The organism is Pseudomonas sp. B34(2017), assembly GCF_002112915.1.
Lineage (GTDB): Bacteria > Pseudomonadota > Gammaproteobacteria > Pseudomonadales > Pseudomonadaceae > Aquipseudomonas > Aquipseudomonas pharyngis.
Map to the genome: position 1 here is coordinate 699666 of NZ_NEJA01000001.1, position 19826 is coordinate 719491.

The 19826-nt window shown below is 59.9% G+C and carries 18 protein-coding genes; 3 read left to right on the top strand and 15 right to left on the bottom strand.

The features are described 5' to 3' along the window. Positions 1-46: 46 nt before the first annotated feature. The 15 genes from rnhB to rpsB all read right to left on the bottom strand — a co-directional run bounded on the left by rnhB (position 47) and on the right by rpsB (position 14679). Positions 47-673 carry a ribonuclease HII gene (gene rnhB / locus CAF80_RS03415; RefSeq protein WP_039769682.1) on the bottom strand — a complete coding sequence of 209 codons (627 nt, stop codon included), beginning with the start codon at positions 671-673 and terminating at the stop codon, positions 47-49. 11 nt (positions 674-684) lie between these two features. Further along, positions 685-1815, bottom strand: a complete 1131-nt coding sequence (gene lpxB / locus CAF80_RS03420) for a lipid-A-disaccharide synthase (RefSeq protein WP_039769681.1) — start codon at positions 1813-1815, stop codon at positions 685-687. Positions 1816-1817: 2 nt separating this feature from the next. Beyond that, on the bottom strand, positions 1818-2594 hold the full coding sequence (lpxA, locus tag CAF80_RS03425; protein ID WP_039769679.1) for an acyl-ACP--UDP-N-acetylglucosamine O-acyltransferase: 777 nt from the start codon (positions 2592-2594) through the stop codon (positions 1818-1820). Continuing rightward, on the bottom strand, positions 2591-3031 hold the full coding sequence (gene fabZ / locus CAF80_RS03430) for a 3-hydroxyacyl-ACP dehydratase FabZ (protein ID WP_003222142.1): 441 nt from the start codon (positions 3029-3031) through the stop codon (positions 2591-2593). The genes lpxA and fabZ overlap by 4 nt, the downstream gene beginning before the upstream one ends. Positions 3032-3137: 106 nt before the next feature. After that, positions 3138-4193, bottom strand: coding sequence for a UDP-3-O-(3-hydroxymyristoyl)glucosamine N-acyltransferase (gene lpxD, locus CAF80_RS03435; RefSeq protein ID WP_039769677.1), 1056 nt, complete (start codon positions 4191-4193; stop codon positions 3138-3140). A gap of 3 nt (positions 4194-4196) precedes the next feature. Continuing rightward, positions 4197-4700, bottom strand: a complete 504-nt coding sequence (locus CAF80_RS03440) for an OmpH family outer membrane protein (protein ID WP_003222140.1) — start codon at positions 4698-4700, stop codon at positions 4197-4199. Between the two features lie 45 nt (positions 4701-4745). Further along, entirely contained in the window at positions 4746-7136 is a 2391-nt protein-coding gene (gene bamA / locus CAF80_RS03445) for an outer membrane protein assembly factor BamA (protein ID WP_039769675.1), read from the bottom strand. Positions 7137-7210: 74 nt separating this feature from the next. Next, positions 7211-8563, bottom strand: a complete 1353-nt coding sequence (gene rseP / locus CAF80_RS03450; protein ID WP_039769673.1) for a sigma E protease regulator RseP — start codon at positions 8561-8563, stop codon at positions 7211-7213. A gap of 53 nt (positions 8564-8616) precedes the next feature. Continuing rightward, a complete protein-coding gene (gene ispC / locus CAF80_RS03455; protein WP_074691298.1) occupies positions 8617-9807 on the bottom strand; it encodes a 1-deoxy-D-xylulose-5-phosphate reductoisomerase in 1191 nt (396 codons plus the stop codon). Beyond that, positions 9804-10610, bottom strand: a complete 807-nt coding sequence (locus tag CAF80_RS03460) for a phosphatidate cytidylyltransferase (protein WP_039769669.1) — start codon at positions 10608-10610, stop codon at positions 9804-9806. Before CAF80_RS03460 ends, ispC begins: the two co-directional genes overlap by 4 nt. Continuing rightward, positions 10610-11365: a polyprenyl diphosphate synthase gene (gene uppS / locus CAF80_RS03465; RefSeq protein ID WP_007954779.1), complete on the bottom strand. Its 756-nt coding sequence runs from the start codon at positions 11363-11365 to the stop codon at positions 10610-10612. Before uppS ends, CAF80_RS03460 begins: the two co-directional genes overlap by 1 nt. A gap of 14 nt (positions 11366-11379) precedes the next feature. Then, positions 11380-11937 carry a ribosome recycling factor gene (frr, locus tag CAF80_RS03470; protein ID WP_011332684.1) on the bottom strand — a complete coding sequence of 186 codons (558 nt, stop codon included), beginning with the start codon at positions 11935-11937 and terminating at the stop codon, positions 11380-11382. Further along, positions 11934-12677: a UMP kinase gene (gene pyrH, locus CAF80_RS03475; protein WP_011332683.1), complete on the bottom strand. Its 744-nt coding sequence runs from the start codon at positions 12675-12677 to the stop codon at positions 11934-11936. The genes frr and pyrH overlap by 4 nt, the downstream gene beginning before the upstream one ends. A gap of 210 nt (positions 12678-12887) precedes the next feature. Further along, positions 12888-13751: a translation elongation factor Ts gene (gene tsf / locus CAF80_RS03480; RefSeq protein ID WP_064593783.1), complete on the bottom strand. Its 864-nt coding sequence runs from the start codon at positions 13749-13751 to the stop codon at positions 12888-12890. Between the two features lie 190 nt (positions 13752-13941). After that, positions 13942-14679 carry a 30S ribosomal protein S2 gene (gene rpsB / locus CAF80_RS03485; protein WP_008052780.1) on the bottom strand — a complete coding sequence of 246 codons (738 nt, stop codon included), beginning with the start codon at positions 14677-14679 and terminating at the stop codon, positions 13942-13944. 374 nt (positions 14680-15053) lie between these two features. On the opposite strand from rpsB, the gene map reads away from it, so the two are divergent. Genes map through dapC form a run of 3 tightly spaced genes read left to right on the top strand, consistent with a single transcriptional unit; the run spans position 15054 to position 19822 of the window. Further along, positions 15054-15836 (top strand): type I methionyl aminopeptidase, encoded by a 783-nt coding sequence (gene map, locus CAF80_RS03490; RefSeq protein WP_039769663.1) that lies wholly within the window; start codon positions 15054-15056, stop codon positions 15834-15836. Positions 15837-15876: 40 nt separating this feature from the next. Further along, a complete protein-coding gene (locus tag CAF80_RS03495) occupies positions 15877-18579 on the top strand; it encodes a [protein-PII] uridylyltransferase (RefSeq protein WP_007954768.1) in 2703 nt (900 codons plus the stop codon). Between the two features lie 43 nt (positions 18580-18622). Beyond that, the gene (dapC, locus tag CAF80_RS03500; RefSeq protein ID WP_074691296.1) at positions 18623-19822 is read left to right on the top strand and encodes a succinyldiaminopimelate transaminase; all 1200 of its coding nucleotides are present in this window, start codon (positions 18623-18625) and stop codon (positions 19820-19822) included. Positions 19823-19826: the final 4 nt, after the last annotated feature.

Consider the following 19826-nt stretch of genomic DNA (forward strand, 5'->3'; position numbering starts at 1 on the left):
AAGGCCCGGATTGTACCGGGCCCCGAACAAAACATCAGCCTTGCCGCTAAACCTGCGTCAGGCCTTGCAGCGCTTCGTAAGCCTGACGCACCGGGGCAAACGAACGCCGGTGAATCGGCGTCGGCCCGAGGCGTGACAGCGCTTCCAGATGAACGGGGGTCGGATAGCCTTTATGGCCGCCGATGCCGTAACCCGGGTAGATCAATTCGAACGCCGCCATCTCGCGGTCGCGGCTGACCTTGGCCAGAATCGATGCCGCTGCAATCGCCGGCACCTTGCCGTCGCCCTGCACCACCGCTTCGGAACGCATCGGCAGTTTCGGGCAGCGGTTGCCGTCGATCATCGCCAGTTTCGGCTGGATGTGCAGGCCAGCGACCGCGCGTTGCATCGCCAGCATGGTGGCGTGAAGGATGTTCAGCTCGTCGATTTCTTCGACCTCGGCGCGGGCGATGCACCAGCTGAGCGCCTTCTCGCAGATTTCATCGTAGAGCTTTTCGCGCTTGGCTTCGGTGAGTTTTTTCGAGTCGTTCAGACCGAGAATCGGCCGGTTCGGATCGAGGATCACCGCTGCGGTGACGACCGCTCCGCACAACGGACCGCGACCGACTTCATCGACGCCGGCCACCAGCTCTTCGACTTCGGCGACCAGGGTGAAATCCAGGCCCATCTGCATGCTTGTCTTGCTCATCGTGTTTGCCCGATCAGGTTCAGAACGGCGTCAGCCGCCTGATTGGAAGCGTCCAGGCGCAGGGTGCGATGGATCTCGTCGAAGCCACGGGTCTGCTCTTCGCCACCGTCGATCAATGGCGACAGGGTCTGGGCAAGCGCCTCGACCGTCGCATCATCCTGCAACAATTCCGGCACCAGCAGTCGCTGGGCCAGTAGGTTCGGCAGTGAGACGTACGGACTCTTGACCATACGTTTGAGAATCCAGAACGTCAGCGGCGCAAGACGGTACGCCACGACCATCGGGCGCTTGTACAGCAGCGCTTCGAGGGTCGCTGTACCCGACGCGATCAGGACCGCATTGCACGCCGCCAGGGCCAGATGGGATTTGCCATCGAGCAGGGTCACTGGCAGATCGCGGCCAGCCAGCAATTCTTCAAGCTGGGCACGACGCTCGGGGCTGGCGCACGGGATGACGAAACGCACACCCGGGCGCATGGCCCGCAAGCGTTCGGCGGTATCAAGGAACAACGCACCCAGACGGCTGACTTCGCCGCCCCGGCTGCCAGGCATCAATGCCACCAGCGGACCGTCCGGCAGACCGAGTTCGGCCCGCGCAGCAGAGCGATCGGCCTCCAGTGGAATGGTGTCGGCCAGTGTATGGCCGACGAACCGCACCGGTACGCCCTTCTCTTCGTAGAATCTGGCTTCGAACGGCAGCAGCGTGAGCATCAGGTCGCAGCCTTCGCGGATCTTCAGCACCCGCTTCTGCCGCCACGCCCACACCGACGGGCTGACGTAGTGCACGGTCTTGATTCCGGCCTGACGCAGCTTGAGTTCGATATTGAGGTTGAAATCCGGTGCGTCGATGCCGATGAACACATCCGGTTTTTCAGCGATAAGCGTGGCGATCAGGTCTTTGCGGCGCTTGAGCAGTTCACGCAAGCGTCCCAGGACCTCCACCAGGCCCATGACCGACAGACGCTCCATCGGAAAATAGGAAGTCAGGCCTTCGGCCTGCATCAGCGGGCCACCGACACCGATGAACTCCACCGCAGGGTGCTGTGCCTTGAGGGCCCGCATGAGGCCTGCGCCCAGAATGTCACCGGAAGCCTCCCCCGCCACCAGCGCAATACGCAGATTGGCCATGGTCAGCGGGTGATGCCGCGGGTCGACGACTGGATGGAGTCACGAAACATCGCGACCTCCGGGAACTGGGCGGACGGCTCGGCCAGTTCGGCCAGCGCCTGCTCGACGGTCAGGCCCTGGCGATACACCGTTTTGTACGCACGTCGCAGCGCGTGAATGGCGTCTTCGCTGAAACCGCGACGACGCATGCCCTCGAAGTTCATGCTGCGCGCTTCGGCCGGGTTGCCGAATACGGTGACGAACGCCGGGACGTCCTTGCCGATCGCCGTACCCATGCCGGAAAAGCTGTGGGCACCAATGTGGCAGTACTGATGAACCAGGGTGAAACCGGACAGGATCGCCCAGTCATCAACGTGCACATGGCCGGCCAGCGCGGTGTTGTTGACCAGAATGCAGTGGTTGCCGATGACGCTGTCATGTCCAATGTGGGCATAGGCCATGATCAGGTTGTGATCACCCAGGGTCGTTTCGGAACGATCCTGAACGGTACCACGGTGGATTGTCACACCTTCACGGATGACGTTGTGGTCACCGATCACCAGACGGGTTTCTTCGCCCTTGTATTTCAGGTCCGGCGTGTCTTCGCCTACCGAGGAAAACTGGTAGATGCGGTTGTGCTTGCCAATACGGGTCGGACCTTTGAGGATCACGTGTGGCCCGATGACCGTACCCTCGCCGATTTCCACACCTGCACCGATGATCGACCACGGGCCGACCTCGACGCCTTCAGCCAGGACGGCCGACGGATCGATGATTGCGCGAGGGTCAATCAAACTCATAGCTTGCGTTCCGCACAGATGATTTCAGCAGAGCAGACCGGCTTGCCGTCGACCGAAGCCTGGCATTCGAACTTCCAGATCTGACGCTTGCAGCTGATGAACTTGGCTTCGAGGATCAACTGATCACCCGGCAGCACTGGCTGGCGGAAACGCAGTTTGTCGGAGCCGACGAAGTAATAAAGGGTGCCGTCGGCCGGTTTCACGTCAAGCATCTTGAAACCGAGGATCCCGGCAGCCTGAGCCATGGCTTCGATGATCAGCACGCCCGGCATGATCGGGTGCGCAGGGAAGTGACCATTGAAGAACGGTTCGTTGATGCTGACATTCTTGTAGGCGCGAATGCGCTTGCCTTCCGTATCCAGCTCCACTACCCGGTCCACCAGCAGGAACGGGTAACGGTGAGGCAGGTATTCGCGAATCTCGTTGATGTCCATCATTTCGGGGGGAAGCCTATGTAAAGATTGGGAGCGCGACTGACGCGCACTCCTCTAGCAAATCAAGGAGGCAGTCCAGAGGCTGTGCACACTTGATATGGAAATGGTATCAGCCTTCAGATGAAGCATTACCGTCGGGGGTCACTTCCCCGGACCGCTTTTCCAGCTGTTTCAAACGTCGCGCGATGTCATCGAGCTGACGAATACGGGCCGCGCTTTTGCGCCATTCGGCCGCGGGTTGCATAGCTGTGCCGGAAGAATAGGCACCCGGCTCGGTAATCGAGTGGGTCACCATGGTCATCCCGGTCAGGAATACGTTGTCGCAAATATCGATATGCCCTACCAGGCCAACACCCCCGGCGAGCATGCAGTGCTTGCCGATTTTGGTGCTGCCGGAAATCCCCACGCACGCGGCCATGGCGGTGTGGTCACCGACCTGCACGTTGTGGGCGATCTGAATCTGGTTGTCGAGCTTCACGCCATTGCCGATCACGGTATCGGCCAACGCACCGCGGTCGATGGCGGTATTCACGCCGATCTCCACATCGTCACCGATGGTCACGCCGCCGATCTGGGCGATCTTCTGCCAGACACCCTTCTCGTTGGCAAAACCGAAGCCTTCACCACCAAGTACGGCGCCGGACTGGATCACCACCCGCTTGCCGATCCGCACATCGTGATACAGCGTGACTCGCGGGGCCAGCCAGCCGCCCTCGCCGATTTCACTGCGCGCACCGACGACGCAATGCGCGCCGAGTGTCACGCCAGCACCGATTCGCGCACCCGCTTCGATCACCACGAAGGGACCAACACTGGCGCTCGGATCGACCACGGCGTCCTCGGCGATCACGGCAGTCGGATGAACGCCGGCAACAGCCTTGGGTTTCGGATCGAACAGATGGGAAATGCGTGCGTAAGCCAGGTACGGATCCGGCACCACCAGCGCATTACCGGCATAACCTTCCGCGTCGGCAGCCTTGAGCAAAAGAGCTGCGGCCTGCGAGCCAGCCAGGTATTTACGGTATTGGGGGTTTGCCAGAAAGCTCAACTGAGCTGGGCCAGCCTCCTGCAAGGTGGCTAGCCCAGTAATTTGCTTCTCGGGGTCGCCACTCAAGGTGGCGCCGAGGAACTCGGCCAACTGGCCGAGCTTGATAGTCACGGTCATGGGTTACTTCAGCTGATTCATGCGCTCGATAACCTGGCGCGTGATGTCGTACTGAGGTTTGACATCGATCACTGCGCCACGCTCGAACACCAGGTCAAAACCACCTTTCTTGATGACTTCTTCCACTGCGCTATCCAGTTTCGGCTTCAGTTGCTTGAGCATTTCACGGTCGGCAACAGCCTTGGCTTCGTTCAGCTCCTTGGACTGGAACTGGAAGTCACGAGCCTTTTGCTTGAACTCAAGCTCCAGACGCTCGCGCTCGCCCTGCTGCATCTTGTCGCCACCGGCCATCAGACGATCCTGAATGCCCTTGGCGCTGCTTTCCAGGGTCTTGAGTTTGGTCAGTTGCGGGCCAAACTTCTTCTCGGCATCCACGGCGTACTTCTTCGCCGCGTCGGATTCCAGCAGAGCCATCTGATAGTTCAGGACGGCGATTTTCATGTCGGCAAATGCCGGGCCTGCCACCAGTACGGAGGCCAGGAGAACCAATTGAGTCAACTTACGCACGATGCACTCCTACAAAATCCATTGTCGTTGTCTTGGGTCAGACGCTTAGAACGTCTGGCCCAGGGAGAATTGGAACACTTGAGTTTCAGCTTCATCCGGTTTCTTGATCGGCATCGCCAGTGCAAAGCTCAGCGGGCCCAGTGCGGTGACCCAGGTCACGCCGACACCGACGGAACTGGCCATGTTGCTCAGACTGATGTCGTTGCACTGAGTGGCAGAAGTCGAGCCGACAGTCGCGTTGGTAGTCTTCTCGCACTTGGAGTCAAATACGTTACCCACGTCCCAGAATACCGAAGTACGCAGCGAACGCTGATCCTTGACGAATGGCAGCGGGAACAACACCTCGACACCACCCTGGATCAACACGTTGCCACCGAACGGCAGCGGATCCTGATCCGGGTCACGCAACGTACCGGCGTTACCGGTCACACCGGCGCCACGACTAGGGGTACTGCGTGGACCCAGCGTGCTGTCTTTAAAGCCGCGAACCGAGTTGAAACCACCAGCATAGTAGTTTTCATAGAACGGCAAGCCATCGGTCGAACCGTAACCGTCGCCATAGCCCAGCTCGGTGTGCAGGCGCATGGTGTAGTTTTCGCTCAGTGGCTGGAACAACTGACCACGGTAGTCGAGCTTGAAGAACGACAGGTCGCTGCCCGGAATGGTAGTTTCCAGGGTCAGGCTCTGGGAACGACCACGGGTTGGCAGCACCCCCTTGTTCAGGGTCGACTCGGACCAGCCGGCCGAAGCCTTGAAGTTCAGGTAGTTGTCGCCTTCACGCTTAACGAAGTCGAAAATCTCGTCAACGGTGTACTGGCCGGTCTTGATCTTGTCCTGCTGAGCGGACAGGCCGAAGGTCAGACGCGAAGTCTCGCTGATCGGGTAGCCCACGTTCACGCCGGCACCCAGGCTGTCTACCGCATAGCTCGCTACGTCGACGTCGAGGTCTTTGTAGTCGGTGGTGCGGTAGAACGCGTTGTAACCCAGGCTCACGCCATCGGCGGTCCAGTAGGGGTCAACGTAGCCGAAGTTGTAGCGGCTCTGGTATTCGCTGCGGGTCAGGCCGACGCTGACGCGGTTACCGGTACCGAGGAAGTTGTTCTGGGTGATCGAACCACCGAGGATCAGACCAGCACTCTGGGCGAAACCGACGCTGGCGGTGATCGAACCGGAAGCCTGCTCTTCAACGCTGTAGTTCACGTCAACCTGGTCATCGACACCTGGCACAGCCGGGGTCTCGACGTTGACTTCTTTAAAGAAGCCCAGACGCTCCAGACGGGTCTTGGACTGGTCGATCAGGTAGGTCGAAGCCCAGCCACCTTCCATCTGACGCATTTCACGACGCAGCACTTCGTCCTCGGACTTGGTGTTGCCACGGAAGTTGATGCGGTTGACGTAGGCACGCTTGCCCGGATCGACAGCGAACAGGATATCGACGGTGTGATCTTCGTCGTGCGGTTGTGGCACGCCGTTGACGTTGGCGAAGGTGTAACCCTCGTTACCCAGACGACGGGTGATCAGTTCGGAAGTGGTGGTCATCAGCTTGCGCGAGAACACCTGCCCCTTCTGCACCAGCAACAGCGACTTGACCTGGTCCTCAGGGACTTTCAGGTCACCGCTGAGCTTGACGTCACGAACGGTGTACTTCTCGCCTTCATTGACGTTGACGGTGATGTAGACGTGCTTCTTGTCCGGGGTGATGGACACCTGGGTCGAAGCGATATCCATGTTGATATAGCCACGGTCCAGGTAGTAGGAACGCAGACGCTCCAGGTCACCGGACAGTTTTTCACGGGCATACTTGTCGTCGTTCTTGAAGAACGACAGCCAGTTGGTGGTTTTCAGTTCGAACAGGTCGGTCAGGTCTTCCTCGGGGAAAACCGTGTTGCCCACCACGTTGATGTGCTGAATGGCGGCGACGGTGCCTTCGTTGATCTTCACTTTCAGGCCGACGCGGTTGCGCGGCTGCGAGACCACTTCGGTATCGACGGTGGCCGAGTAACGACCTTGTGCAACGTATTGACGTTGCAGCTCGTTACGCACGCCTTCGAGGGTCGCACGCTGGAAGATCTCGCCTTCGGCCAGACCGGATTGCTTGAGGCCTTTCATCAGGTCCTCGGTGGAGATCGCCTTGTTGCCTTCGATCTCGATGCTGGCGACCGAGGGACGCTCGACGACAGTGATCACCAGAACGTTGCCTTCGCGGCCCAGCTGGATATCTTGAAAGAAACCGGTTTTGAACAGCGCACGAGTGGATTCCACCAGGCGACGGTCATCCGCCTGCTCGCCGACGTTCAACGGCAAGGCACCAAAGACGCTACCCGCGGAGACCCGCTGGAGGCCATTGACGCGAATATCAGAGATAGTGAAGGACTCGGCGTGAACTTCGGCGATCATCAATACGGTGAGAACCGCAGTTAGCAGCAGACGTTTCATGAAGTCCTTTCTTATTCCAACTGGCAATAAACAAACTGCCGCAAAATGCGGCAGATTCGCAATTCAGCGAAGCGTTACAGACGACCCAGATCGTTGACCAGAGCAAGCAACATCACCCCGACCACCAAGCTGATACCGATCTGTATCCCCCAACCTTGCACCCGATCCGACAAGGGACGACCACGCGCCCACTCGATCAGATAAAACAACAAATGCCCCCCATCCAGTACAGGAATGGGCAGCAAATTCAGAACCCCCAGGCTAATACTCAGATAAGCAAGGAAATTCAGGAAATCAGCGACGCCCGACTGGGCAGAAGCGCCCGCCACTTTAGCAATGGTTATCGGTCCACTCAAGTTTTTTACCGAGAGCTCGCCGAAGAGCATTTTCTTCAGTGAATCCAGCGTCAGTACGCTCATGGTCCAGGTACGACGGGCACCCTCGCCAATCGCCGCCAAAGGCCCGTAGCTGACCTCGCGGATCATTTCCGGCGGCCAGTCGACAGCCTTGACACCTGCCCCCAGGTAACCGCTTGGCGACTTCTTATCGCCACGCGCGGCCAGCGTCACAGGGACGTCGATTTGAACACCGTCGCGCTCGACGCGCAGCACGATTTTGGTATCAGGACGCGTACGAACGGTATCGACCACCTGCTGCCAGTCATCCAGCGCCTTGCCATCCAGTGTCAGCAGGCGATCGCCGGTTTTCAGCCCGGCTGTCTGGGCCGGGCCTTTCGGATCAAGTTCGGCCAGCACCGGCGGCAATGCCGGGCGCCAAGGGCGAATGCCGAGGGAGCGAATCGGATCGGGCTCGTCGGCCCCCTTGAGCCATTTATCGAGTGCCAGTTCACGAGGCGTATCAGCCGTAGAGCCCTGCTCGCGCACCAGTACCTGCAAGGAACCGCTTTCGCCGAGACGTCGCACCAGCTGGAGGTTGACTGCAGCCCAGCCCGAGGTCGGCTCGCCGTCGATCGCGACAATTTCCTGACCAGCGCTCAGCCCCGCTGTCGCAGCGATGCTGCCGGACTCCACCGAACCGATAACCGGACGAATCTGCTCGCTGCCGAGCATCGCCAGCACCCAGAAGAACACCAGCGCCAGCAGAAAGTTAGCCACAGGGCCGGCCGCGACGATGGCGATCCGCTGACGAACAGACTTGCGATTGAATGACTGATGAAGCTGATCGGCCGGCACTTCGCCTTCGCGCTCGTCGAGCATCTTGACGTAGCCACCCAGCGGAATCGCGGCGACTACGAACTCGGTACCCTGCTTGTCATGCCAGCGCAGCAGCGGCATGCCGAAGCCCACGGAGAAACGCAGAACCTTGACGCCACAGCGACGCGCGACCCAGAAGTGGCCGAATTCGTGAAAGGTGACCAGCACACCCAGAGCGATCAGGGTGCCGGCAATCATATAGAGCGCGCTCATCTACTTTCTCCGCAATCCTGTCCAGTGCCGCGTGAAGCCATGTGTTGCAAGACCTATCGGCCGTGACGACTCAACCATTGCCCGGCCAATGTCCGGGCGGTTGCATCAGCGGCGAACACCGCATCGAGATCATCCAGCGTCACCACAGGCTCGAGATTCAAGACTTCCTCGATGATACTCGCGATTTCCAGGTAGCGAACCCGTCCGTCGAGAAACGCGGCAACCGCCACTTCATTCGCCGCGTTGAGCATGGCCGGGGCACTGTTTCCCGCCTCGGCGGCCTGCCGCGCCAGGCGCAGGCACGGGAAACGCTCTTCGTCGGGAGCTTCGAAATCCAGGCGCGCCACAGCGAACAGATCCAGCGGCGCCACGCCCGAGTCAATGCGCTCTGGCCAGGCCAGGGCGTTGGCAATCGGCGTGCGCATATCGGGATTGCCCAACTGCGCCAGCACCGAACCATCCACGTAATCGACCAGCGAATGGATCACACTCTGTGGATGAATCACCACTTCGACTTGCGATGGCATGGCATCGAACAACCAGCAGGCCTCGATCAATTCGAGCCCCTTGTTCATCATGCTGGCCGAATCCACCGAAATCTTGCGCCCCATGGACCAGTTCGGGTGTGCACAGGCCTGATCCGGTGAAACATGCGCCAGTTCGGCCATCGGCGTCTGCCGGAAAGGGCCACCAGAGGCTGTCAGCAAAATCCGACGGACCCCAACGTTACTCAGCCCGCGAGCAAAGTCCTGCGGCATGCACTGAAAAATCGCGTTGTGTTCGCTGTCGATCGGCAACAGGACCGAACCGCTCTTGCGCACCGCCTGCATGAACAAGGCGCCGGACATGACCAGCGCTTCCTTGTTGGCCAGAAGAATCTTCTTGCCCGCCTCGACAGCCGCGAGAGTCGGGCGCAGGCCCGCGGCGCCGACGATGGCAGCCATGACAGCATCCACCTCGGGCGCAGCAGCGACCTGACACAAACCTTGCTCACCGACCAGCACCTGCGTCGACAGGCCCGCCGCACGCAAATCGTCCTGCAGGTTGCGAGCAGCGCCGGCTTCCGGCACTACCGCAAATTTCGGGTGATGACGAACGCACAGGGCAAACAGCTCGCTCAGACGGGTAAAACCGCTCAGGGCGAAAGTCTGATAACGCTCCGGATGCCGGGCGATGACATCCAGGGTGCTCAGGCCGATCGAACCGGTCGCACCCAGGACGGTAATCTGCTGCGGGCGACTCACGATGCCGCCATCCACAGCAGCACCGCGAACACCGGGATCGCCGCTGTCAGGCTGTCGATGCGATCCAGCACGCCACCGTGGCCGGGCAGCAGATTACTGCTGTCCTTGATGCCGGACTGGCGCTTGAACATGCTTTCGGTGAGGTCGCCCACCACCGAGATGAAGACGATCACCGCAGCACCGATCAGGCCCTTGAACAGCTGCGCCACCGTCCAGTCACGGAACAGCGCGACCAGGGTGGTGATGACCAGGCTCAGCGCCAGACCGCCATACACGCCCTCCCAGCTTTTTCCGGGACTGACTTGCGGCGCCAGCTTGCGCTTGCCGAACGCACGACCGGAGAAGTACGCCCCGATATCAGCCCCCCAGACCAGCACCATCACCGCCATGATCAACCAGTTACCGAGCGGGTATTGCTTGATCAGCACCAGCCCTTGCCAGGCAGGCAACAGAATCAGCAAACCGATTACCAGCTTGGCGGCGGCGCTGGACCAATGCTCACTGGAGCGCGGATACGTCAGCACCAGCCAGGTCGCCAGCACCCACCAGATCACCGACGCGCCCAGCACCCATGGCGCCAGCCCCGGCAGGATGTACATGACGAACAGCATCAGCGCGACCACCGCCGCGTAGCCAACACGGAATGCCTGCGCGGTGAAGCCGGCCAGGCGTGCCCACTCCCAGGCACCCAGACTCACGACCAGCCCGATGAACAGGGCAAAACCGGACCCTTCGAGCAGGAAAAAACCGCCCAGGGCGATCGGCAACAGAATCAGTGCAGTGATGATGCGTTGTTTAAGCATTAAACCCGGGCTCCAGCTTCGACCTGCTCGCTCGTTTTACCGAAGCGACGCTGGCGCAAAGCGAAATCGGCCAGCGCATTGCGCATGGCTTCGTGTTTGAAGTCCGGCCAGAACAGGTCGGAGAAGTACAACTCGGCGTACGCCAGCTGCCACAAGAGGAAGTTGCTGATGCGATGCTCGCCGCCGGTGCGGATGCACAAGTCGGGCAACGGCAGATCACCAGTGACCAGACAGGTCTGCAGCAGATCCGGGGTGATATCTTCCGGGCGCAAATGCCCGGCCTGAACCTCACGCGCCAGACGCTGCGCCGCTTGCGCAATGTCCCACTGACCGCCGTAGTTGGCAGCGATCTGCAGGATGAAACGGTTGGCACCGGCGGTCATCGCCTCAGCTTCACGCATCGCTGCCTGAAGCTCGGGATGAAACCGCGTGCGATCACCGATGATGCGCAGACTGATGTTGTTGTCGTTAAGGCGCTTTGCCTCACGACGCAACGCCTTGAAGAACAGATCCATCAAGGCACTGACCTCATCGGCCGGGCGCTGCCAGTTTTCACTGGAAAAAGCGAACAGGGTGAGCACCTCGACCTTGGCCTCGGCACACACCTCGATCACCGCCCGCACAGCGTCCACGCCCGCTTTATGCCCGGCAACACCTGGCATGAAGCGTTTTTTCGCCCAGCGATTGTTGCCATCCATGATGATCGCGACATGGCGCGGCACCGCGGACGGCGCAGTCTGCTTGGTCTTGTCCATTTAAAGCTCGACCCTTATACGGCCATCAGGTCTTTTTCTTTCTCGGCCAGCTTGGCGTCGATTTCAGCCACGAACTTCTTGGTCAGATCGTCGATCTCGCCGGCTGCGCGACGCTCTTCGTCTTCACTGATTTCCTTTTCCTTGACCAGATCCTTCAGGGAGCTGTTGGCATCGCGACGGATGTTGCGCACGGCAACACGAGCGTCTTCAGCCACATCACGCGCCTGCTTGGTGAAACCGCGACGGGTTTCTTCAGTCAGAGCCGGCATGCTGATCAGCAGCAACTCACCCAGGTTGGTCGGGTTCAGGTTCAGACCTGCACTGCCGATGGCCTTGTCCACGGCGCCCAGCATGTTGCGCTCGAACGCAACGACTTGCAGGGTACGGGCATCCTTGACGGTGATATTGGCCACTTGCTTGATCGGGGTATCAGCGCCGTAGTAAGGCACCATCACGCCTTCCAGGATGCTCGGGTGCGCCTGACCGGTGCGGATACGGCCGAAGTTGTGAGCCAGGGACTCAACGGACTTCGTCATGCGCTCTTTAGCGTCTTTCTTGATTTCGTTGATCATTGTTGGACTTCCTCGATCAGAGTGCCTTCGGCGCCACCATGCACGATGTTCAGCAGGGCGCCCGGCTTGTTCATGTTAAATACGCGCAGCGGCATCTTGTGATCGCGGCACAGGCAGATAGCCGTCAGATCCATTACACCCAGCTTGCGATCCAGTACTTCATCGTATGTCAGATGATCGAACTTCTCGGCATGCGGGTCTTTGAACGGGTCAGCGGTGTAGACGCCATCGACCTTGGTCGCCTTGAGCACGACATCGGCGTCGATTTCAATGGCGCGCAGGCAGGCTGCCGAATCCGTGGTAAAGAACGGATTGCCGGTACCGGCCGCGAAAATCACCACGTCCTTGGAGTTCAGGTGGCGCATGGCCTTGCGACGGTCATAGTGATCGGTCACACCGACCATGGAGATGGCCGACATCACGATGGCGGAGATATTGGCACGTTCCAGCGCGTCGCGCATGGCCAAGGCGTTCATCACAGTGGCCAGCATGCCCATGTGGTCGCCCGTGACCCGATCCATGCCGGCCTTGCTCAGCGCTTCACCGCGGAACAGGTTGCCACCGCCGATCACCAGACCGACCTGAACGCCGATGCCGACCAACTGGCCGACTTCCAGCGCCATGCGATCCAGCACTTTCGGATCGATCCCGAACTCTTCCGAGCCCATCAGGGCCTCGCCGCTAAGCTTGAGTAGAATGCGTTTATAGCGAGCCTGATAACCACTGCCCTGCTGAGCCATTGCGAATCTCTCCTGCGGCGTATTTTAAAAATTCTTTGCGAGCTGTTTACAGCTGGCGTTCACTCTAGCTTGGCGCTGCTTCAGCGCCATCGGAACATGGCTTTGTAAGTCAGTTCCAAGGGGAAACCAATTAAAAATTGGTAACCCTATCTGAAAAGAGGCTGCGCGCGTGAGCGGGCAGCCTCTTTCGGGCGACAGTTGAAAACCGTCTTATTGCTTGGCGGCAGCCAGCTGGGCAGCAACTTCTTCAGCGAAGTTGTCGACCGGCTTCTCGATGCCCTCGCCTACTTTGAAGTAGGTGAAGGAAACGATTTCAGCGCCGCCTTTCTTGGCCAGCTCACCAACCTTGATTTCAGGGTTCTTGACGAACGCCTGCTCAACCAGGCTCGCTTCTGCCAGGAACTTGCTGATACGGCCCTTGACCATGTTCTCAACAATGTTTTCTGGCTTGCCTTTGATTTTTTCTTCGTTCAGCTGCAGGAACACAGCCTTTTCACGCTCGATCGCTTCGTCGGAGACTTGCGAAGGCAGCAGGAACTCAGGGTTGCTTGCAGCAACGTGCATCGCGATGTCTTTGGCCAGCTCGACGTCGCCGCCTTTCAGGACAACAGCAACACCGATCTTGTTGCCGTGCAGGTAGGTACCGACTACGTCGCCCTCTACGCGCACCAGGCGACGGATGTTGACGTTCTCGCCTACTTTGGCAACCAGTGCTTCGCGAGCGGCTTCTTGAGAAGCGATCAGCGGAGCTGCATCGGTCAGCTTGTCAGCGAATGCTTTGTCAACGCTGGCAGCAACGAAGTTTTTGAAGTCGTCCTGCAGAGCCAGGAAGTCGGTCTGCGAGTTGACTTCGATCAGAACGGCAGCCTTGCCGTCGTCCTTGATGGCGATAGCGCCTTCAGCGGCAACGTTGCCAGCTTTCTTGGCAGCCTTGATGGCGCCCGAAGCGCGCATGTCATCAATGGCTTTTTCGATGTCGCCGCCAGCCTTTTCCAGGGCTTTCTTGCAATCCATCATGCCTTCGCCGGTACGCTCGCGCAGTTCTTTGACCAACGCTGCAGTAATTGCTGCCATTTTCAAATTCCTCTTGGATAGGTTTTCAACCATTCCACCCGATCGAACGGGCGTTCAATTCTTCCCGAACCTGTTTGTAGCTGCTGCACGTTACAGATGCTGTAGCTGCGCTGCCGACAGATGGTTTTCGAGGTGGCAAAAAGGGGGCCAAGCCCCCTTTTTGCTTACTGAGTCAACGCCAGGGCGTCGATTACTCAGCTGCAGCCTGAGTTTCTTCAGCTGCGAATTCTACAGTGCCGCCAGCAACGTTGTTGCGACCGCGGATCACTGCGTCAGCCATCGAACCCATGTACAGCTGGATAGCGCGGATTGCGTCATCGTTGCCTGGGATGATGTAGTCAACGCCTTCCGGGCTGCTGTTGGTATCGACAACGCCGATGACCGGGATGCCCAGCTTGTTGGCTTCGGTGATCGCGATGCGCTCGTGGTCAACGTCGATCACGAACAGTGCGTCTGGCAGACCGCCCATGTCCTTGATGCCGCCCAGGGAGCGATCCAGCTTCTCAAGATCACGAGTGCGCATCAGCGCTTCTTTCTTGGTCAGCTTGGCGAAAGTACCGTCTTCGGCTTGAACTTCAAGGTCACGCAGACGCTTGATGGAAGCACGGATGGTCTTGAAGTTGGTCAGCATGCCGCCCAACCAGCGGTGATCGACGTACGGCGAACCGCAACGTGCTGCTTCTTCAGCAACGATCTTGCCAGCGGAACGCTTGGTGCCGACGAACAGAATCTTGTTTTTGCCCTGGGCCAGACGCTCTACGAAAGTCAGAGCTTCGTTGAACATTGGCAGGGTTTTTTCAAGGTTGATGATGTGAATCTTGTTACGCGCGCCGAAAATGTATTTACCCATTTTCGGATTCCAGTAACGGGTTTGGTGACCGAAGTGCACACCGGCCTTCAGCATATCGCGCATGTTGACTTGGGACATGATAGTTCCTTGATAAGTCGGGTTGGGCCTCCACGTATCCCAATGACCAACCATTGATCCGAGGATCAAAGGCACCCAGGCCATCGTGTCGACACGTGTGTGGGTTAATGCTCCCGGAGCTATCCCCTGAAAGCGGCGCATTTTATACCACAGGGGCGACGCAAACGGAACCCGGAATCTGCAATCGCGTCAGGGACATGCGCGCCAGCCCCTTGGAATCGGGACAATGCGCCGCATTGTATAGACAGAAGCGATACACGCAGGCGCGGATTTGCGCCTTTGGTCTGTTAGAATCGCGTTTTTCGGGGCCGCCAAATCAACAGCCGCGCCCCTGTTCGTATCAGCAAGCGCCGTCGAGCGCAGAGAGAGCCTGTATGACCGTCACCCTCAAAACCCCCGAGGACATCGCTGGCATGCGTGTCGCCGGCAAACTGGCCGCCGATGTGCTGGAAATGATTGCCGAGCACGTCAAGCCTGGCGTGACCACCGATGAGCTGAACCAGATCTGCCACGACTACATCGTCAACGTGCAGCAGGCCATCCCTGCCCCGCTCAACTACAAGGGCTACCCGAAGTCGATTTGCACCTCGATCAACCACGTGGTCTGCCACGGCATCCCGAACGACAAGCCGCTGAAAAATGGCGACACCCTGAACATCGACGTCACGGTGATCAAGGACGGCTACCACGGCGACACCAGCCGCATGTTCCACGTCGGCACCGTGCCGGTCTGGGCAGAGCGCCTGTCGCAGGTCACCCAGGAATGCATGTACAAGGCGATCGAAATCGTCAAACCCGGCTGCCGCCTCGGTGACATTGGCGAAATCATCCAGAAGCACGCGGAAAAGAACGGTTTCTCGGTCGTACGCGAGTTCTGCGGCCACGGCATCGGCAAGGTGTTCCACGAAGAACCGCAGATTCTGCACTATGGCCGCGCCGGCACCGGCATGGAACTGAAGGCAGGCATGACCTTCACCATCGAGCCGATGATCAACCAGGGCAAGGCCGACACCAAAGTACTGGGCGACGGCTGGACCGCGATCACCAAGGATCGCAAGCTGTCGGCGCAGTGGGAACACACCTTGCTTGTCACCGACACCGGCTACGAGATCTTCACCCTGCGCAGCGACGACACGATCCCGCGCATCTCGGCCTGACCCAGACACCGTTCCCAGCCTATAGAAGGAAAGCCAATCGATGCCGCAGGTGGATCCCGAACTCTTCGACCGCGGTCAGTTCCAGGCTGAACTGGCCCTGAAAGCGAGTCCTATCGCGGCGTTCAAGAAGGCGATCCGCCAGGCCCGCGAGGTGCTCGATGCACGTTTTCGGGCCGGTCGCGATATACGCAGGCTGATCGAAGATCGGGCGTGGTTCGTCGATAACATCCTGCAAAAGGCCTGGGACCAGTTCGACTGGAGCGAAGACGCCGACATCGCGCTGGTCGCGGTCGGCGGCTACGGTCGCGGTGAATTGCACCCCTATTCCGACATCGACCTGCTGATCCTGCTGGACAGCGCCGACCACGAAATTTTCCGCGATTCCATCGAGCGCTTTCTGACGCTGCTGTGGGACATTGGCCTGGAAGTCGGTCAGAGCGTTCGCTCGGTCGACGAGTGCGCCGAAGAGGCGCGCGCCGACCTGACGGTGGTCACCAACCTGATGGAAAGCCGCACCATCTGCGGCCCCGAGCGCCTGCGCCAGCGCATGCTCGACGTCACCAGCACTGCACACATGTGGCCGAGCAAGGATTTCTTCCTGGCCAAGCGCGCCGAGCAGAAGGCTCGCCACCACAAGTACAACGACACCGAATACAATCTGGAGCCCAACGTCAAAGGCTCGCCCGGCGGACTACGGGATATCCAGACCATTCTGTGGGTGGCCCGCCGTCAGTACGGCACCCTGAACCTGCGCGCCCTGGCCGGCGAAGGCTTTCTGGTCGAGAGTGAAAACGCCCTGCTGGCGTCCTCTCAGGAATTCCTCTGGAAAGTGCGTTACGCCCTGCACATGCTCGCCGGTCGCTCCGAAGACCGCCTGCTGTTCGATCATCAGCGCACCATTGCCGGGCTGCTGGGTTTTGAAGGCGACGACGCCAAACAGGCCGTCGAAAACTTCATGCAGCAGTATTTCCGGGTGGTGATGAGCATTGCCCAGCTCAGCGACCTGATCATCCAGCACTTCGAGGAAGTCATCCTCGCCCCGGAAGACGAAGCGCCACCACAGCCGATCAACTCGCGCTTCCAGCTGCACGACGGCTACATCGAGGCACGCAACGACAACGTGTTCCGCCGTACGCCGTTCGCCATGCTCGAGATCTTCGTGCTGATGGCCCAGCAGCCGGAAATCAAAGGCGTACGCGCCGACACCATTCGTCTGCTGCGGGAAAACCGTCACCTGATCGACGACAACTTCCGCAACGACATCCGCAACACCAGCCTGTTCATCGAGCTGTTCAAGTGCAAGATCGGCATTCACCGCAACCTGCGGCGGATGAACCGCTACGGCATTCTCGGACGCTATCTGCCGGAATTCGGCTTCATTGTCGGGCAGATGCAGCACGACCTGTTTCACATCTATACGGTCGATGCGCACACGCTGAACCTGATCAAGCACCTGCGCAAATTGCAGTACACCCAGGTGTCGGAAAAATTCCCGCTGGCCGCCAAGCTCATGGCCAAACTGCCCAAGCCTGAACTCATTTATATGGCCGGCCTGTACCATGACATCGGCAAGGGCCGGCATGGCGATCACTCGGAGATTGGCGCGGTGGATGCCGAGGCGTTCTGCCAGCGTCACCAACTGCCGGTCTGGGACAGCCGCCTGATCGTCTGGCTGGTGCAGAACCACCTGGTGATGTCGACCACCGCCCAGCGCAAAGACTTGTCCGACCCGCAGGTAATCCATGACTTCGCGCTGGCGGTCGGTGACGAAACCCGTCTCGACTACCTGTACGTGCTGACCGTGGCCGACATCAACGCGACCAACCCGACGCTGTGGAACTCGTGGCGTGCCAGCCTGTTGCGCCAGCTCTACACCGAGACCAAGCGCGCCCTGCGCCGCGGCCTGGAGAACCCGGTGGATCGCGAAGAACAGATCCGCCAGACCCAGAGCGCAGCACTGGACATTCTGGTGCGCGGCGGCACCGATCCGGATGACGTCGAGCAATTGTGGGCGCAACTGGGCGATGACTACTTCCTGCGCCACACCGCCGGCGACGTGGCCTGGCACACCGACGCGATCCTTCAGCAACCGGCTGACGGCGGTCCGCTGGTGCTGATCAAGGAAACCACCCAGCGCGAATTCGAGGGTGGCACGCAGATCTTCATCTATGCGCCGGACCAACACGACTTCTTCGCCGTGACCGTGGCCGCGATGGACCAGCTCAACCTGAACATTCACGACGCCCGGGTCATCACGTCCAGCAGCCAGTTCACCCTCGACACCTACATCGTGCTCGACACCGATGGCGATTCGATCGGCGACAATCCGGTCCGGGTCAAGCAGATTCGCGACGGCCTGACCGAAGCCCTGCGCAACCCGGCCGATTACCCGACGATCATCCAGCGTCGGGTGCCGCGCCAGCTCAAGCATTTTGCGTTCGCCCCGCAGGTGACGATCCACAACGACGCCCAGCGTCCGGTAACCGTACTGGAACTCACTGCGCCGGATCGGCCGGGCCTGCTGGCACGGGTCGGCGGGATTTTCCTCGAGTTCGACCTGTCGCTGCAGAACGCCAAGATCGCCACCCTGGGCGAGCGGGTGGAAGACGTGTTCTTCATCACCGACGCCCACAATCAACCGCTGTCCGACCCGCTGCTGTGCAGCCGTTTGCAGGATGCCATCGTCGAACAGTTGAGCGTCAATCAGGAACCCGATATCAAACTGTCGCGCATCAGCATTTGATTGCGCGCCCGGATTCAACCGCTTTGCACGAGATCCCGCACCGATGAACAACGCTCTGTCCCAGCTTCAGCCCTACCCGTTCGAAAAGCTCCGCGCCCTGCTCGGCAGCGTTACGCCAAACCCGGACAAGCGCCCGATCGCGCTGTCCATCGGCGAACCGAAGCATCGCTCGCCAAGCTTTGTCGCCGAGGCGCTGGCCAACAATCTGGATCAGATGGCGGTGTACCCGACCACCCTCGGCATTCCGGCCCTGCGCGAAGCCATCGCGGCTTGGTGCGAACGTCGTTTCAACGTACCGAGCGGCTGGATCGACCCGGCGCGCAACGTACTGCCGGTCAACGGCACCCGTGAAGCGCTGTTCGCCTTCACCCAGACCGTGGTCAACCGTGGCGACGACGCACTGGTGGTCAGCCCGAACCCGTTCTATCAGATCTACGAAGGCGCGGCGTTCCTCGCCGGCGCCAAGCCGCACTACCTGCCATGCCTGGACGAGAACGGCTTCAACCCGGACTTCGACGCGGTATCGCCTGACATCTGGAAACGCTGCCAGATCCTGTTCCTGTGCTCGCCGGGCAACCCGACCGGTGCGCTGATTCCGGTCAATGTGCTGAAAAAACTGATCGCCCTGGCCGACGAATACGACTTCGTGATCGCCGCCGACGAGTGCTACAGCGAACTGTACTTCGACGAACAAACCCCGCCGCCAGGCCTGCTCAGCGCCTGCGCCGAACTGGGTCGCCAGGACTTCAAGCGCTGCGTGGTGTTCCACAGCCTGTCCAAGCGCTCGAACCTGCCGGGCCTGCGCTCCGGTTTTGTCGCCGGCGATGCCGACATCCTCAAGGGCTTCCTGCTGTACCGCACCTACCACGGCTGCGCGATGCCGGTTCAGACCCAACTGGCCAGCGTCGCTGCGTGGAATGACGAAGTGCATGTACGCGCCAACCGTGCGCTGTATCGCGAAAAGTTCGACGCCGTGCTGGCGATTCTCAGCCCGGTGATGGACGTGCAGCGCCCGGATGGCAGCTTCTACCTGTGGCCGAATGTGCAAGGTGACGATGCCGCGTTCTGCCGGGATCTGTTTGCCGAAGAGCACGTGACCGTGGTGCCGGGTTCGTACCTGTCCCGTGACGTCGATGGCGTCAATCCGGGCGCCGGGCGCGTGCGCATGGCGCTGGTTGCGCCGCTGGCCGAGTGCGTCGAGGCTGCCGAGCGCATCCGCGATTTCGTCCTGCGCCACAAGTAATGTC